The 15,527-nt window shown below is 69.5% G+C and carries 14 protein-coding genes; 4 read left to right on the plus strand and 10 right to left on the minus strand.

Annotated elements, in window-relative coordinates:
- Positions 1-25: 25 nt before the first annotated feature.
- Entirely contained in the window at positions 26-577 is a 552-nt protein-coding gene (locus DFR74_RS22000; protein WP_067511659.1) for a type II toxin-antitoxin system PemK/MazF family toxin, read from the plus strand.
- Positions 578-672: 95 nt separating this feature from the next.
- Here the strand turns inward: DFR74_RS22000 and DFR74_RS22005 are convergent, their stop codons facing one another.
- From DFR74_RS22005 to DFR74_RS22020, 4 genes are read right to left on the minus strand one after another with little or no spacing between them, the layout of a single operon-like run.
- Positions 673-1,461 carry an aquaporin gene (locus DFR74_RS22005; protein WP_067511657.1) on the minus strand — a complete coding sequence of 263 codons (789 nt, stop codon included), beginning with the start codon at positions 1,459-1,461 and terminating at the stop codon, positions 673-675.
- Between the two features lie 59 nt (positions 1,462-1,520).
- Positions 1,521-2,363: a transglutaminase family protein gene (locus tag DFR74_RS22010; RefSeq protein ID WP_067511655.1), complete on the minus strand. Its 843-nt coding sequence runs from the start codon at positions 2,361-2,363 to the stop codon at positions 1,521-1,523.
- Positions 2,360-3,334, minus strand: coding sequence for an alpha-E domain-containing protein (locus DFR74_RS22015; protein WP_067511653.1), 975 nt, complete (start codon positions 3,332-3,334; stop codon positions 2,360-2,362). The genes DFR74_RS22010 and DFR74_RS22015 overlap by 4 nt, the downstream gene beginning before the upstream one ends.
- 3 nt (positions 3,335-3,337) lie before the next feature.
- Complete coding sequence (locus tag DFR74_RS22020; protein ID WP_407674991.1) at positions 3,338-5,086, minus strand: circularly permuted type 2 ATP-grasp protein; 1,749 nt, start codon at positions 5,084-5,086, stop codon at positions 3,338-3,340.
- Positions 5,087-5,329: 243 nt separating this feature from the next.
- On the opposite strand from DFR74_RS22020, the gene rpsT reads away from it, so the two are divergent.
- On the plus strand, positions 5,330-5,593 hold the full coding sequence (gene rpsT / locus DFR74_RS22025; protein ID WP_067511649.1) for a 30S ribosomal protein S20: 264 nt from the start codon (positions 5,330-5,332) through the stop codon (positions 5,591-5,593).
- A 161-nt stretch (positions 5,594-5,754) separates the two neighbouring features.
- Complete coding sequence (locus DFR74_RS22030; RefSeq protein ID WP_067511688.1) at positions 5,755-6,006, plus strand: hypothetical protein; 252 nt, start codon at positions 5,755-5,757, stop codon at positions 6,004-6,006.
- 42 nt (positions 6,007-6,048) lie between these two features.
- On the opposite strand, the gene DFR74_RS22035 is transcribed toward DFR74_RS22030, so the two are convergent.
- Positions 6,049-6,909 (minus strand): helix-turn-helix domain-containing protein, encoded by an 861-nt coding sequence (locus tag DFR74_RS22035; RefSeq protein ID WP_067511638.1) that lies wholly within the window; start codon positions 6,907-6,909, stop codon positions 6,049-6,051.
- A gap of 119 nt (positions 6,910-7,028) precedes the next feature.
- Between DFR74_RS22035 and DFR74_RS22040 the strand changes: the two genes are divergently transcribed.
- Positions 7,029-8,099, plus strand: coding sequence for an aldo/keto reductase (locus tag DFR74_RS22040; RefSeq protein ID WP_067511636.1), 1,071 nt, complete (start codon positions 7,029-7,031; stop codon positions 8,097-8,099).
- A gap of 455 nt (positions 8,100-8,554) precedes the next feature.
- On the opposite strand, the gene DFR74_RS22045 is transcribed toward DFR74_RS22040, so the two are convergent.
- From DFR74_RS22045 to DFR74_RS22065, 5 genes are all read right to left on the minus strand, one after another.
- Positions 8,555-10,120 (minus strand): LCP family protein, encoded by a 1,566-nt coding sequence (locus DFR74_RS22045; RefSeq protein ID WP_084537952.1) that lies wholly within the window; start codon positions 10,118-10,120, stop codon positions 8,555-8,557.
- A 63-nt stretch (positions 10,121-10,183) separates the two neighbouring features.
- Positions 10,184-11,155 (minus strand): DNA polymerase III subunit delta, encoded by a 972-nt coding sequence (holA, locus tag DFR74_RS22050; protein ID WP_084537951.1) that lies wholly within the window; start codon positions 11,153-11,155, stop codon positions 10,184-10,186.
- Positions 11,156-11,276: 121 nt separating this feature from the next.
- Entirely contained in the window at positions 11,277-12,884 is a 1,608-nt protein-coding gene (locus DFR74_RS22055; RefSeq protein ID WP_067511633.1) for a ComEC/Rec2 family competence protein, read from the minus strand.
- A 741-nt stretch (positions 12,885-13,625) separates the two neighbouring features.
- Positions 13,626-14,441 carry a helix-hairpin-helix domain-containing protein gene (locus tag DFR74_RS22060; protein WP_407675255.1) on the minus strand — a complete coding sequence of 272 codons (816 nt, stop codon included), beginning with the start codon at positions 14,439-14,441 and terminating at the stop codon, positions 13,626-13,628.
- Positions 14,442-15,025: 584 nt separating this feature from the next.
- Positions 15,026-15,511 carry a GNAT family N-acetyltransferase gene (locus DFR74_RS22065; RefSeq protein ID WP_067511626.1) on the minus strand — a complete coding sequence of 162 codons (486 nt, stop codon included), beginning with the start codon at positions 15,509-15,511 and terminating at the stop codon, positions 15,026-15,028.
- Positions 15,512-15,527 lie beyond the last annotated feature (16 nt).

Consider the following 15,527-nt stretch of genomic DNA (forward strand, 5'->3'; position numbering starts at 1 on the left):
GTCACCGCACCGTTATTCTCCAGGGATGGCCCGAAGTTGGAACTCTCTCGGCAAGCAGTTGAGCCTGATCGCGAAGGAGCAGGGTCCCAAGATCGTCAAGCAGCAGGCCCCGAAGCTGGTCGAGAGACTGGTCGGCGCCGCTCAGCGCAGGCGTGATCGAAGCCCGGCCGTGCGCCCCACCGCGTCCCCGCCCGTGCCGACCGCCGAGCGGGCCCGCCAGATCGTCTACTGCCCGCACCTGGACGGGCGTGCCGATCCCGGCGAGATCGTGTGGACCTGGGTGCCCTACGAGGAGGACCCGAGCAACGGCAAGGACCGCCCGGTGCTGGTGGTCGGGCGCGACCGGCGCACCTTGCTGGGGCTGATGCTCTCGTCGAATCCCGAACGCGCGCACGATCGCAACTGGGTCGGCATCGGCAGCGGCAGCTGGGACCACGACGGCAGGCCGAGCTGGGTCCGGCTGGACCGGGTGCTGGACGTGCCGGAGGCGGGCATCCGCCGCGAGGGCGCCATCCTGGCGCGCAAGACCTTCGACCTGGTCGCGCACCGGCTCGTCATCGAATACCACTGGAGCTGAACGCGTCGCGGCCCCGATTCCACGGGGGAACCGGGGCCGCGCACGAGAATTCGCTCAGCTGAGCATTTCGCGGCTGAGTTCAACCACCCCGCCGGCTACGCCGGCTGCCGTCCCCGTCGCCCGAAAAGCAGTCCGTAGACCAGTGCCCCGAGCACACCGCCTATCAGCGGGAACACCACGAACGCCCACACCTGGCCGCCCGCGCCCTCCTGATAGAAGGCCACGCCGAGGCTACGCGCCGGGTTGACCGAGGTGTTGTCCACCGGGATCGAGATCAGGTGGATCACCGCCAGCGTGACGCCGATGGACAGACCGGCCAGCGGCACGTCGGAGATCTGGTCGGTGGAGGCCAGCACCACGAACACCAGCAGCGCCGTGAGCATCACCTCGATGATGATCATCGCGGCCATGCCGTAACCGTCGCGGATCACGACCTCGCCCAGCGGGCCGGTCTCCGCCGACGGGCTGTGCGGGCCCCAGCCGTTGGCGCCGAGTCCGTCGGTCTTGCGGTCGTAGGACGGCAGGTTCTTCGCGATGGCGAAGAGCACCAGGCCCGAGAGGAACGCGCCGATCAACTGCGCGACAACGTATCCCGCCGCGCTCACCGCCGAGAGGCGCCCCAGGATCAACTGTCCCAGCGTGACCGCCGGATTCACGTGACACCCCGAGATCGGGCCGATCGCGTACACCAGAAACAACAGCGTGAGGCCGAAGGCGAGCGCCACACCCAGCGCGCCGACCCGCTCACCCGCCAGTACCGCGGTGCCGACGCCACCCATGACGAGCACGAACGTGCCGAGTGCCTCGGCCGCCCATTTCTTCCCCTCGGGAACCGGCCCGTCCTCGGCCAGTTCCTCGACAACTTCTTGCGCTGTCGGAGACATACAGACACCTTCCGCTCGAGCCGAACCCCACTGCCAGAAGAAGTACCGCGAAATGGACGCTACGCCAGACGGGTGATCTCTACAACGACCTCGAGGTCTGTCGAACCGCCGCCCGAGAAAATTCCTTTCAGCGGCGGCACATCCGCGTAATCGCGACCCACCCCGACCGACACGTGTTGTTCACTGATCGGAATGTTGTTGGTGGGGTCGTATCCCCACCATTGGCCGGTCCACGCCTCGATCCAGGCGTGTGACTGTCCAGCGACGGTGTCATCGATGCGGGCCGACGGGTTCGGATGCAGATATCCGGAGACATAGCGACTCGGAATCCCCATGCTGCGCAACAAAACAAGCGTCAAATGCGCGTAATCCTGGCACACGCCTTGCCGATCGGCGAATGCTTCGACGGCCGAGGTGTGCACCGAGGTGGTACCCGCCAGATAGGTCATTTCGCGGTGCACCCATTCGGAGGCTTTGATCACCGCTTTGGCCGGCGATACGCCGCGACTGTGCTGGCGCGCGATGGTGGCGAGTTTGCGATCGCGCGGCACATACGCGGTGGGTTGGAGCAATTCGTCGTATCGATCCGCGACGTGGTCGGCGCGCAGTTCCTCCCAGGACAGTTCCTCGGCGGGCCCGGTGAACGGTTCGGTCTCCACGACCGACGACCCCGTCACCTCCAGTTCCGTGTGCGGGGCGTGCAAGTCGAACGCGGTGACGGCCGTGCCCCAGTAGTCCGTGTAGCGATAGGACCGCGTGGAGGGCACCGTCTCGACCCGGTTCAGGATGACGTTCTGCCTGCTGTCCGCGCGCGGCGTCAGCCTGGCCTCGTTGAACGACCGGGTGACCGGCGCGTCGTACACGTAACCGGTGGTGTGCACCACCCTGATCCGCCAGCTCATACTTCCCCCTCCACGTGCACGCGATGGTCGTGACTGCTGCGCAGATCCGTCCACGCCACCCAGGGCGCGGCGTGGAAGTACTGCAACGCGATGGCCTCGCTGACTTCGCGGCAGGTCTTCTGCAACGTGAGCAGGCGATCCTGCAGGTCCTCCAGCAGCGCGCCGGGCGGCAGGAATTCGAGTTCGCTGCGCGCGCGGCCCAGCAGGCGCTGCGCCTCGTGCCGGGCGCCGACCCGGCTGCTGGGCCGCTGATCCAGTTCGGTCAGGCAGGATTCGGCCACCCGCACCGCGTGGAACACCGACCGCGGGAACAGCCGGTCGAGCAGGATGAACTCCGCCACGCGGTTCGCGTCCAGCGCCCCGCGATGGGTGCGCAGGTAGGTGTCGTGCGCGCCCGCCGAACGCAGCAACGTCACCCAGGCGGGCGAGGAGGTGCGGTCGCCGGCGCGCGAGAGCAGCAGGCGCACCATCATGTCCACGCGCTCGATGGAACGGCCGAGCAGCAGGAAGCGGTACCCGTCGTCGCGGCTGAGCGTGGAATCGGACAGGCCGGCGAACATGGCGGCGCGGTCCTTGACGTAGGAGAAGAACTCGTGCGGGCCGAGGCTGCGCGCGGCCCGCTCCGCCGCGTGCAGGCCGTTGAAGGTGGCGTTCAGGCACTCCCACATCTCGCTGGAGGTGACTTCCCGCGCGCCCCTGGCGTTCTCGCGGGCGTTCGCGATCGAGTCCACGATGGAACCGCCGTGCTCGTGACTGAACCCGACCAGGTCGGTCACCGCCCACACGTCCAGCGTGCCCTCGGGCGGGTCGATGCCGAGCACCTTCAGCAGCACCCGCGAGGTGCGGTCGGGATCGACGGTGGCGTCCTCGAGCAGTTGGTGCACGGCCACGTCCAGGATGCGCGCGGTGTCGTCGGCGCGTTCGGTGTAGCGGCCTATCCAGTACAGGGATTCGGCGTTGCGAGCCAGCATGGGCTATCCCTTTCGCTCGTCGTGACGCCGCATTCCGTGCTGGACCTGCTGCGGTTGGCCAAGGCGCCACGCTTGCTGCTGCTGGCCCTGCCGTTGTTCCTGTTGCTGTTGTTGTTGCTGCTGGTTGGCCTGGGCGGCGGTGAGTTCCCGGCCGACCTCGCGCGAATCCGATTGCGGCGGATCGCTCACCAGCTCCGCGCCGGAGAGCTCCCGCTCGGCAGGCGAGGTGCGCCCGGCCAGCACCCAGGTGTCCTTGCTGCCGCCGCCCTGGCTGGAGTTCACCACCAGCGAGCCCTCCGGCAGCGCCACCCGGGTGAGCCCGCCCGGCAGCACCCAGATGTCGTCGCCGTCGTTCACCGCGAACGGGCGCAGGTCCACGTGCCGGGGCAGCAGCTCGTTGCCGATCTTGGTCGGCACCGTCGACAGCTGCACCACCGGCTGAGCGATCCACCCGCGCGGATCGGCCTTGATCTTGCGGCGCACCGCGTCGAGCTCGCGCGGCCCGGCGTCGGGACCGATCACGATGCCGTAGCCGCCGGACCCCTCCACCGGTTTGACGACCAGTTCGGCGAGCCGGTCGAGCACCTGCTCCCGCTCCTCGTCCAGCCAGCAGCGGTAGGTGTCCACATTGGGCAACACCGGTTTCTCGTTCAGGTAGTACTCGATGATGGTGGGCACGTAGGTGTAGGTGAGCTTGTCGTCGCCCACGCCGTTGCCGACCGCGCTGGAGATCACCACGTTGCCCGCGCGGGCGGCGTTGAGCACCCCGGCGACGCCCAGCACCGAGTTGGGCTGGAAGTGCATCGGGTCGAGGAACGCGTCGTCGATGCGGCGGTAGATCACGTCGACCTGCCGCTCCCCCTCCGTCGTGCGCATGTAGACGAAGTTGTCGCGGCAGAACAGATCGCGCCCTTCCACCAGTTCCACACCCATCTGCCTGGCCAGCAGCGAATGCTCGAAATAGGCCGAGTTGTAGACGCCAGGGGTGAGCACGACGACCGTCGGGTCGGCTTCATTGGGCGCGGCGGACGCCCGCAGCGCGCGCAATAGATAAGTGGGGTAGTCGCCGACCGCGCGAACCCGGTGCGAGGAGAACAGATCCGGGAACACCCTCGCCATGGTGCGGCGGTTCTCCATCACATAGGAGACGCCGGAGGGCGAGCGCAGGTTGTCCTCCAGTACACGGAAGTCACCACGCTCGTCCCGAATGAGGTCGATGCCCGCCACGTGGATGCGCACCCCGTTCGGCGGCACCAGTCCCGCGGCCTCCCTGTGGAAGTGCTCGCACGAGGTCACAAGGCGTTTCGGGATCACCTCGTCGCGCAGGATGTTCTGCTCGCCGTACACGTCGGCGAGGAACAGTTCGAGCGCCACCACCCGCTGTTTGATCCCGCGCTCGAGCTTGGCCCACTCCGCGGCCGCGATCACCCGGGGCACCAGGTCCAGCGGGAACGGGCGCTCCTGGCCCGAGAGCGAGAAGGTGATGCCCTGGTCGATGAACGCCCGGTCCAGCGCGTCGGAACGGCGCTCCAGATCGGCCACGTCGATGGGCGCCAGCGCGGCGAAGATCCCCTTGTACGGCTGGCGCACCCGTCCGGCGTGGTCGAACATCTCGTCGAACGCGTCCGCGAAACGCCCCGGCCCGTAGCCCTCGAACAAACCCGCCCGCGCGTTGTCCCCCGCCCGCTCCCGTGACCTGCCGCGATGCGGTGCGTGGGATCGGGCCGAACGCGGCGGAGAGGCGGAAGTCATGCGAAAATCGTGCTACACGCAGCGTCTTTGCCGTGTGAGACACAGGTAAATTTCTTGCATCACTCGGCCGGGACATCGCGGTCTCCGCCGGGCGTGTCGGCGCCGATCGGCGCCGATTTCGTGTGCCGCGCGGCGGCTGGTACCCTCGATCTTCGGCGATGCGTTACCCGTTTCCCGGGTGATCGGCACGCGTACGACTTCTCAGTACAGACCACTCAGCGACAGGAACACGAGGAAACAGGCGTGGCCAATATCAAGTCCCAGATGAAGCGGATCCGCACCAACGAGGAGGCGCGCAAGCGCAACCAGTCGGTCAAGTCCGCGCTGCGTACCGCGATCCGCAGCTTCCGGGAGGCCGCCGCGGCCGGCGACAAGGAGCAGGCCGGCGAGCGTCTCCAGTTCGCGAGCCGCAAGCTCGACAAGGCCGCCTCCAAGGGCGTCATCCACGCCAACCAGGCCGCCAACAAGAAGTCGGCCCTCGCCCTGGCTTACAACAAGCTGGGCTGATCGCGCCGGTCCCGCTCCGGGACCGTCCGTTCTTCTCTGACGCCAGCCGCTGCGGCCTCGACGACCACGGCGGCTTTTGTCGTGTCCGCAGGTTCTGCGGCCGTCCGGGAGTTCACCGGACCGTAGCCGCGATGTCGGCGGGTGCCGCTACCATTCCGCGCATGGTTACCGTCTACGCGAATCAGACCGTCGTCCGAGCAGAGGATCTGCCGGAGGTCATCCGCGCCGCCGAGGTGCTGGGAATCGGGATCAAGATCGAGAACGTCATGGTGCCCATCGACGAGGACGGCAACTACTCCCTCGAGTGGATCGTCACCCGCGACGAGGAGGTGCCCGCCTACGAGGAATGGGAGGGCCGCTACGAGGGCGCCGAGGAGGACGAGGACGAACTCGTCCTGAGCGCGGCGGAGTAGGGTTCAGCGCCGCACGGGGGTTCACCGCCGTGGAGGGCAAGCTCAGTGGCGCGGGACGAGGGTGGCGCCCTCGGCCAGGCGGTCCAGGGCCGCCTGGGATTCCGGGTCCGCGGCACGGTAGATGATCACGCGTTGCCCGGGATCCTGGATCGGCGTCAGCGCCTCGTAGCGCACCGACACCGGGCCCACCACGGGGTGGTGCAGGCGCTTCACGCCGCGCCCCTGCACCTTCACGTCGTGGCTGTTCCACGCGGCGGCGAATTCGGGGCTGCGTTCCCGGAAGTCGGCGATGAGCCGGGCCAGCTGCGCGTCCTCCGGGTGGTTCGCCCAGGCGGCGCGCAGATCGGCGACGCCTTCCCGGATGATGCGCTGCCGGTCCAGATACAGGCCGGCCAGGCGCGGTTCCAGCAGGCACAGCCACATCGAGTTGCGCCGGCGCGGCGGGACCGCGCCGAAATCGGTGATGAGGCCCGCCATCTCCCGGTTCCACGCGAGGATGTCGAAGCGGTGGTCCACCAGCATGGCCGGTAGCGGCGAAAGATCGTGCACCAGCATGGTCAGCGACGGATCGATCTCGTCGGCCGGGACCGTGTGCGCCGCCGAGTTGTCCGGTGGGCGCTGACGGGCCAGGTCGAACAGGTAGGACCGCTCGTCGGGCGTGAGCCGCAGTGCCCGCGAGAGCGCCTCCAGCACCTCCGCGGAGGGACGCAGACCGCGTCCCTGTTCCAGCCGCACGATGTAGTCGGTGCTCACTCCGGCCAGTTCGGCCACTTCCTCGCGACGCAGGCCCGGCGTGCGGCGCGCCTTGCGGTGCGGCAGGCCGAGGTCGGCGGGGTGGAGGCGCGCGCGGCGAGCGCGCAGGAACGCCGCCAGTTCCTCTGTCACATTCACTGTCCCGGTCATCGCCTCCGATCGTACGGTCGCGAGGGTAGGAACTGGGGTCCCAGGAAATTCCTTCCCTTACCGGCCGCTCCCCCGCGCTCCAGACTCGGTGTCTCCATCGAACGCACAAGGAGCCGGACATGTCCGCATCCCGCACCCTCGACACCTACCGCCTGCTCGGCCGCTCCGGCCTGCGGGTCTCGCCGCTCGCGCTGGGCACCATGACCTTCGGCGCGGACTGGGGCTGGGGCGCCGACCGCGACGAGGCGCGCAAGATCTTCGACACCTACGTCGAGCGCGGCGGCAACTTCCTCGACACCGCCAGCCGGTATACCGACGGCACCTCCGAGCGGCTGCTCGGCGAATTCACCGCCGACCACCGCGAAAGCCTGGTGCTGGCCACCAAATACACGATGCTGCGCCGCCCGGCCGATCCCAACTCCGGCGGCAACCACCGCAAGAGCATGGTCGGCTCGGTGGAGGAGAGCCTGCGCAGGCTGAACACCGACTACATCGACCTGCTCTACCTGCACGCGTGGGACGCCCGCACCCCGGTGGAGGAGATCCTGCGCGCCATGGACGATCTGGTGCGCGCGGGCAAGGTGCTCTACGTCGGCATCTCCGACGCGCCCGCCTGGCAGGTCGCGCGCATGCAGACCATCGCCGATCTGCGCGGCTGGTCGCCGCTGATCGCGTTGCAGATCGAGTACAGCCTGCTCGAACGCACCGTGGAGCGGGATCTGATCCCGATGGGCCGGGAACTCGGGCTCGGCGTGATCCCGTGGTCGCCGCTGGGCAGCGGCGTGCTCACCGGCAAGTACACCCGCGCCGACCTCGGTGAGGCGGTCGAAGCCTCCGCCGCGGGCACCCGCAAGAACGTCGCCGCCGCCAGTGGTGCCCTCACCGAACGCGGCCTCGACATCGCCGACGTCGTGCGCGAGGTCGGCGACGACCTCGGCCGCACCCCGGCCCAGGTGGCCCTAGCCTGGACCCTCACCCGTTCCGGCGTCACCTCCCCTATCATCGGCGCCCGCACCACCGCCCAACTGGAAGACAACCTCGGCGCCCTCGACCTCGAGTTCGACCCCACCCACCTCACCCGCCTCGAATCCGCTTCCGCCATAGACCTCGGCTTCCCCCACGACTTCCTCCGCCGCCCCCTCACGAGAAGCGTGGTGGACGGGGAGTTGAAGATCGAAGAGCGGGTGTAGGGAGATCGCCCACTGGGAATCGGCGGCGCAGTTCGGGCGACGCGCGAGTTTTGTTGTCACCCACTAGACCGCAAGGCGCCGGACGAGATCGCACTCGTCATCACGGGGATGACGGGCATGCGGACGAGGACCTGGCATGCGCTGGAGACATCTCCGCACTGCCGGCGGCCGACGAGGTGGACCCAGCGCCATTTCTGGGAGCGTGCTCGGCGGCGGCGAACGGCCTCGATGAAGGCGGGGGTGTTCATCCCGACGACGAGCGGCTTTGTTCGGAAGTCGACCGCTTTCCGTTCGCCATGGCCGCGGCCGGGACTGCCTCGGGGATGGCCTCGACCGCCGTGTAGGCCGGCGGCCGGGAGTGGGCCCCGGTGCGGCCTGTTCTCCGCGGCACTGTGTGCCGGTGCTGAGGCGTCGCGGCACTGTGTGCCCGTGCTGAGGCGTCGTGTGGTGGCGGGTCAGTTCACGCAGGGGATGTCGCCGCCGAGGGTGGTGTCGAAGGGTTTGCCCACGTCGGGGGTGGGGAGGGCGCTGGTTCCCCACGGGGTGGTGGTGGGGGTGGGGGTTGTGGTGGTCGTGGTGCCGGTGAGGGTGGTGGGCAGGGTGAAGTCGTAGCCGAGGACGACGCGGAGGCGGTCGGGCGGGACGACGCCGGTGAGGACGGTCGGGAGCCCGCCGAGGGTGTCGGCGAGGCGCGCGGCCTCCGATTCACCGCCGGGGCCGTAGTACACGGCGGAGGTCGAAGTACCCGCGTAGTTGTTGCCCACCAACCCTTTCGGGTGCCCCTTGTCGACGAGGGCTTCGGAAACCGTTGCGGCATAACCGGTTCGCGCGCCCGCGTTGCGCACGTCGACCGGCCGGGTCGGCGTGACCGGCGCGCTGGGTTCGGATTCGCCGAAGGCGGCCCGCACTTCGCGCCGGATGGCGGCCGGGTCCACGATGTTCACGTCCTGGCCGTTCACCACGTCGTAGCGCAGTACGGGCAACGTGCGGAACTCCACGGCGGGGCTGTCCGCGCCGCCGACGGTGCGCAGGAAGTCGGTGACGTCCCACCCGTCGGACAGCACGATATTGCGGTGCGCCACATCCATCAGCGAGTTGAGCTTGCCGAAATCGGTGAAGGTGCCGGCGGCGCGCAGATCCTTGGCGACCGAGGTGAGGAATGCCTGCTGGCGGCGGGTGCGATCCAGATCGCCGTTCTCCAGATTGTGCCGCTGCCGCACGAACGCCAGCGACTGCGCGGGATCGAGGCGCTGACGGCCCGCCGGGAAGTCGGCGCCGGAGTACTCGAGATCCCGCGCGGGTTGACGCAGGCAGACCTCGACTCCGTTGAGCGCCTTGGCCAGATCGTAGAAACCGCCGAGCGTCACCTCGGCGAACCGGTCGATCGGCACCCCCGTGAGGTTCCGGACGGTCTGCACGATGGACGCGCGGCCCGCCTCGCGACCCTCGCGTTCGAGCACCGCCTGATCGGTGACGCCCTTGGCCATGAGTTCGTCTTGTACGACAGCCTTTTTGAGGCCGTACGCTTCCTTGATCTTGACGTGCGTGTAGCCCGGGATCCCGGAGACCGCGACGTAATTGTCGCGCGGAATGGAGACCGCGGTGATCTTCTTCAGGTCGGCCGGGATGTGCACCAGGATCAGCGTGTTGGCGTTGTAGCCGCCCTGGTCACCGTCGCCGGCGTGCAGCTTGTCGAGGACGTCGTCGGGAAGATCCTTGCCGTCCTGGTCTTTTCGCGTGTCGAGCCCGATCAGCAGGACGTTGAGTGAACCGTCGAGGGAGCGGGGCGCGTCATCACCCAAGGCATTGGAACGGCCGAAGCCGTCGTCGAATCCGGTCTCGGCGGCCCACCCCGCCGCGGTGCCCGCGAGCACGAGCGCGGACAGTCCCGCCGCGGCGACCTTGACCAGTTTCCGGCCGAGGTGGCCCCGCTTGCGCACGCCGCGTCGATGCGCCCCGTGCCGGCGTGGACCGGGGCTCTGTTCCTCGATCCGGGGGATCGGTGTTGTCGGTTCATCCATGTCCAGATCAAGTCTGGCACGAATCCATTTGCTGATGGTTCGCCGCTGTGACAGGGATCTCGATCAGCCCGCGCCGTGCAGGTCCAGAATCCGCATCAGCGCGTGCTCCAGCGCGTATCCGGAGTCGGCGGCGCCGCCTTTGACGTCGGCGTTGAGGGTGGCGACGACCTGCATCGCGGACCCGATGGTGACGCCGGTCCAACCGCGCGCCTGCGCCTGCGCCTTCTTCACCTTCCACGGCGGCATACCCAACTGCTGGGCGAGTTTGAACGGGTCGCCGCGGCCAGCCGATCCGACGCGCGCGATGGTGTGCACGGAGTCGGCGAGCGCGTCGGCGAGCAGCACGTGCGGAACACCGGTATCGAGGGCCCAGCGCAGCGCCTCCATGGCGCCGGGCCGGTCGCCGCCGACAGCCAGTTCGGCGACGTCGAATCCGGAGACCTCCGCGCGGCCCGAGTAGTACTGGCGCACGGCGGCCACATCGATCTTGCCGCCGGTGTCGGCGATCAGCTGCGAACACGCGGCGGCCAGTTCGCGCAGATCGGAGCCGACCGATTCCAGCACCACCTGCACCACGTCGGCCGGCACCCGGACGCCCGCGGTACGGAACTCGCCGCGGACGAACTCGACCCGCTCGGAGGCCTTCGTGAGTTTCGCGCACTCGTGCACCTGCGCGCCCGCCTTCTGCAGCGCGGGCGCGAGTGCCTTGGCCCGCCCGCCGCCGGAGTGCAGCACCACCAGCACCACGCCGTCGGGCGGGTCGGCCGCCGCCTGCGTGATCACGCTCACCGCCTCTTTGCCCGCTTCGGCCGCCGATTCCAGGATGATCACCCGGTCCTCGGCGAACAGCGAAGGACTGAGCAGCTCCGCCAGTTCGGCGGAGCTCGCGTCCCCGGCCCGCATCCGATCCACCGGCACGGCGTCCGGGTCCGGCGCGTCGGCACGCACGGCCGCGGTGATCCCCGCGATCGCGCGCTCCATCAACAGCTCTTCCTCACCCAGTACCAGGTGCACCGCCGCAGGCCGTCCGCTCACCCGCCCGATCCTACGATCCCCCACCGACACCCCTTCCCGCACGCCGTCCTCGACTCTCCACCGCAAGGGCGGAGGCGTTCCCACACACTGCGGCCTCCTTCACGCACTACGTCCTCCGAGTTCATGCACGGCGCCCACCGAGCGGGCAGGCGGGCGATGTCCGCATTCGATCAGTCGGATGCCACGGCGGGCCGGGCCCGTAGGTCGGTACGCGTACGCAACCTGAGCTGAGGTCCCCCACTCGGACTCCGGAAGCTGAGCGCGCCGCATGGGAAGCGCTACGGGCGCTGGTGTCGACCGCGATCGGCACGTGTGTGCCGGGGCCGAACGGTGGGGGCGTTCCGCTCAGTCGCGGCATTCCGGTCTGCCAGAGGTGCAGTGGGATCAGAAGGGTTGCGTAGAGCGCGAGCAGGGTGGCGGTGAGGCGGCGGAAGCGGCTGTTGCGCAGCGCCGGGATCACGGCGAGGACGATCACGCCCGCGACGAGTCCGCCGGGCACGCCACCCGGCACCGACACCGTCGCACCCGGCAGGCTGGCGGTGCGCTCGGCCACCTCGAGCAACCACCACAGCGGTGGACTCGCGCAGCGCAGGGCCAGAACGGCGAGCGGCATCCACAGGCAGGAGCACACCGCGCCGAGGGCGCCGATCACCGTGATGGGTGCGACCACCGGTGTCACAAGGACATTCGCGAGTATCGCCACGACGCTGACGCGGCCCGCGATCACGATGACGATCGGGATCGTGACCAGGAACGCGGCCGCCGACACCGCGACGATCTCCGCCGGTAGCCGCCACCACCCACGGGCCCGGAGCCAGTCCGCCCAGCCTGGCGCGATGAGGATCAGCGCACCCGTGGCGAGCACGGAGAGCGCGAATCCGGCGCTCACGGCCAGCGCGGGCCAGAGCAACAGCAGCCCGATGACCGCCGCGCACAGTGCCGGCAATGCCTGCCTGCGCCGCCCGGATGCCAACGCCAGCAGCGTGATCGACCCCATCGCCGCCGCGCGCAACACGCTCGGGTCGGGCCGCGCCACCACCACGAACATGAGCAGCGCACCCGCCGCGATGATCGCCGTCGCGCGCGGGCCCAGCGCGACCCTGCGCACCCCGAACAGCACGACCGCGAGCAGAATAGTGAAGTTCGCGCCGCTGACCGCGGTGAGATGCTGCAAGCCGGACGCCTCGAAATCCGTTCGCACGGAATCGGAGATGCCGGAGGTGTCACCCACAACGAGGGCTCGCACCATCCCCGCCTGATCCGCCGGCAACGCCGCGACGGACGCGGTCTCGAAGTCGGATCGCACGGCCGAAGCGCCGCGCTGCCACCACGGCGGGGAACCCATCCGTTCGGGCGCACCGTGCGACCTCAAGGTCGCGACGGTCAGATCGCGATTCCACGGATAGTCCACGCGGGCACGGAATTTCACACGCTGTCCGGGCGCGATCCGATCCCAGTCTGCCCCGGAAGCCAGGACGACAACGGATCCGCCCGCCGTCACGGTCTGCGCTCCCGTGCGGAAGTGGTGCAGCGCCGCCTTCACCAACCACCGTCGCTCACCTCCAAAGCCACTGTCGCCCAGCGGTTTCGGGTCATTTGTCGGTGTCACCACCACCGACACCGACTTGCCCATCTCATCGCGCAACGGATGGGTGGCCGCGCTGTGCTCCCGCCACGCCGCCGCCACCGCGAAGCCCGTCCCCAGCGCCATCGCCGCCACCACGGTCACGGCAACTCCGCCCCACCTGGGAGTCCCGCGAAAACACCTGTGCCCCAGACTGACCGACACGCCCACCGCTCCCCCGAGAACAACCGCGAGCACCACCCCGTACCACCATCCGCCCACCAGCACCGCGATCGTCACGCCCCAGCAGCTCAACGCCGCGGGCAAAAGACGTGCGTCCAGAACCGCGCGCTCCTCCTCACCGACCCCGCCACCCCCGCTCACATCAACCCCACTCCGCACCACACGGTGGCACTCGTCCGGACAAGATCCCCCAAAAGACCAGAGACAGCCACGCATCGCGATCCACCCACTCCCCGCCACCGACCACACCCGCATCGGCGCCCGCTCCGAACCGCGACGCTCGGCCGAGACAAGACGTGGCCAACGACCACGCATCCACAACGACCTCGGCCCCATCGAGGTGGCGGTACACGGCGCGCTCGCCGATATCGCCGAGAGCTCCCGACACCGCGAGCCTCGACGTCGCCGCGCGGTGCGCCGTCCTCGGCGCCGGAGCCCTCGTTCCAAAAATCACCGGCTCCTCGTGGCCGGACACGCCACGTTCATTCGAATCAGCCCCACCGGGATGGCTCTGCGCCACTTGGCAGTACGACATTCCCCGGGCACCCGCCGCTCCCGGAAGGTTCACAGGCAGTCGGCCGATGGGGTGCGACGAGGCGACCGCCCGAGTGCTGCGAAGCCGGACGTCACTGCCTCTGGTCGCCACGCTGCGGCTTCGCCCGCTCATACCGTCACCAGGTCGCGGAGGCGGGCGAGGCGGGTGGGCCCGATGCCGTCGACCTCGGCCAGTTGGTCGACGCTGGTGAACCGTCCGTTGGTCGTACGCCAGGTGATGATGGCGGCGGCGGTCACCGGGCCGACGCCGGGGAGGGCGTCGAGCTGGGATTCGGTGGCCGTGTTGAGGTCGACACGGCCGGCCGGCGTGGACCCCGCACTCGGGGGCGTGGCACCGGGGCCGCTGATGGTCGCACTGCCGAGGCGGGGCGTACCGTCACCCTGAGCGGGGCCGACGAGGATCTGGTCACCGTCGTTGAGTCGCTGGGCGAGGTTGAGGCCCGTGAGGTCGGCACCGTCGCGCGCACCGCCCGCGGCCGTGAGGGCGTCGGCGACCCGCGCACCCGGCGGGAGCCGCACCAGTCCCCCTCGGTGCACCAGTCCGACCACGCTCACGACGAGTTCGTCCTGCTCCCCGCCTGTCACGGGAGCGGCCGGAGCCTGCGCCGGCGCGGCACTCGTCGCACTACTGCTGACGGCGGGCAACGGCGGAACCGGTTGCGCGACCGGCTGTTCCCGCAACACCACCACCATCGCGACGATCACCGCCAGCAGCCCGACCCCGGCCAGCGCCACCACACCGCGCCGCCCGGGATCGACCCGCATTCCGCGAAACCTTTCGGGCACAAGCCGATCCACCCACCCGAATCGCTCACCCTCCCCGGCCAGCCACCCCGGCACCGGTGCCTCCCGCACATCGACTCCCGCCTCCGGAGACCTCGCCCTGCCCTGGCTCGAATCCCACTGCCGACCGAACCCATCCACTTCATCGGTCCCCACCCACGTGTCCGCCGAACGCCCCCGCGCATGCCCGCCGACTCCGCTGGCCTCAGCCCGCTCCTGCGCCGCGGCAGCAAGCGCGGATTCACCAGGCGTGGCGGCACTTTCGGGACGTGCCGCGTCAGGAGCCAAGGACTCGAGATCCCAGTTGCCGGAGGAGGATTCGCCCTCTGAACTCGCGACGTCCGGAGGTCGGGCGAGTCCCGGCACGGAGTTCCCCATCCCACGGGCCGTGTGGCCGGGCTGTACGCCGGAGAGTCCGATTCCTCCCGCGCCTGTCCGGCGGCGCGCGGCCGACACACCGACGCGCGTCACCGCTCCATGCGGGTGGGTGAGGGCCGGCGGGGCGCTCGGGTCGCCCGCGCGTTTGCTCGCGTCGACACGGGCGGTCAGGGCGCCCAGGCGGTGGCGGATGCGCTCGCGTTCGTCTTGTCGTGCCATGAGAAGCACGGTAGGCAGGCCGGACTACCTACGCGCTCGCGTGACCAGGCCTTTCCCCGGTCCTGTGGAAACCGCTGTCCCTGTGGACAACTCACGTTCACGCGGGCGACCGCGTGACCGGTGCCCGTTTACTGGAGTTGCTTGGCGTAGCACTTCGAGAGGGGCAGCACGTGATACGGAGCGAAGATCGGGATGCGGTGGTATCCGCTGCGTTCGTAGAACCGCACGGCATCGGGCTGGAGGTGGCCGGTCTGCAGGATCAGCCGGGGCAGGCCCAGTTCCCGGGCGGCGTCCTCGGCGGCGGTGAGCAGCGCCGTCGCCGCACCCGAGCCACGGTAGGCGGGGCGCACGAACATCCGCTTGACCTCGAGTTCGCCCTCGTTCCAGCGGACGGCGGCGTGACCGGCGGGTTCACCGGAGTACACCACGAACGTCCGGTGCACGGTCTGCGGATCGACGGAGTTCGCGGCCGTGCGACCGGAAGCCACCAGGTCGGCGTAGCGGGGGCCCACCTCGGCCGCCATCTCGCCGCGCAAGGTCACCGCGTCGGGGTGCTCCCAGTCCACGGCGCTGACGATCAGCGGCGGCCGGGTGGGCGGAGTCGCACTGGTCATATCGCGCAGGCTAACC

Source organism: Nocardia puris (assembly GCF_003315035.1).
Classification (GTDB): domain Bacteria; phylum Actinomycetota; class Actinomycetes; order Mycobacteriales; family Mycobacteriaceae; genus Nocardia; species Nocardia puris.

Coding starts and splice junctions, on each gene's coding strand:
- DFR74_RS22040 (WP_067511636.1), top strand. CDS start 7,029: ATGTCCGCATCCCGCACCCTCGACACCTACCGCCTGCTCGGCCGCTCC.
- DFR74_RS22000 (WP_067511659.1), top strand. CDS start 26: ATGGCCCGAAGTTGGAACTCTCTCGGCAAGCAGTTGAGCCTGATCGCG.
- DFR74_RS22030 (WP_067511688.1), top strand. CDS start 5,755: ATGGTTACCGTCTACGCGAATCAGACCGTCGTCCGAGCAGAGGATCTG.
- DFR74_RS22015 (WP_067511653.1), bottom strand. CDS start 3,334: ATGCTGGCTCGCAACGCCGAATCCCTGTACTGGATAGGCCGCTACACC.
- DFR74_RS22065 (WP_067511626.1), bottom strand. CDS start 15,511: ATGACCAGTGCGACTCCGCCCACCCGGCCGCCGCTGATCGTCAGCGCC.
- DFR74_RS22045 (WP_084537952.1), bottom strand. CDS start 10,120: ATGGATGAACCGACAACACCGATCCCCCGGATCGAGGAACAGAGCCCC.
- DFR74_RS22020 (WP_407674991.1), bottom strand. CDS start 5,086: ATGACTTCCGCCTCTCCGCCGCGTTCGGCCCGATCCCACGCACCGCAT.
- DFR74_RS22035 (WP_067511638.1), bottom strand. CDS start 6,909: ATGACCGGGACAGTGAATGTGACAGAGGAACTGGCGGCGTTCCTGCGC.
- DFR74_RS22010 (WP_067511655.1), bottom strand. CDS start 2,363: ATGAGCTGGCGGATCAGGGTGGTGCACACCACCGGTTACGTGTACGAC.
- DFR74_RS22005 (WP_067511657.1), bottom strand. CDS start 1,461: ATGTCTCCGACAGCGCAAGAAGTTGTCGAGGAACTGGCCGAGGACGGG.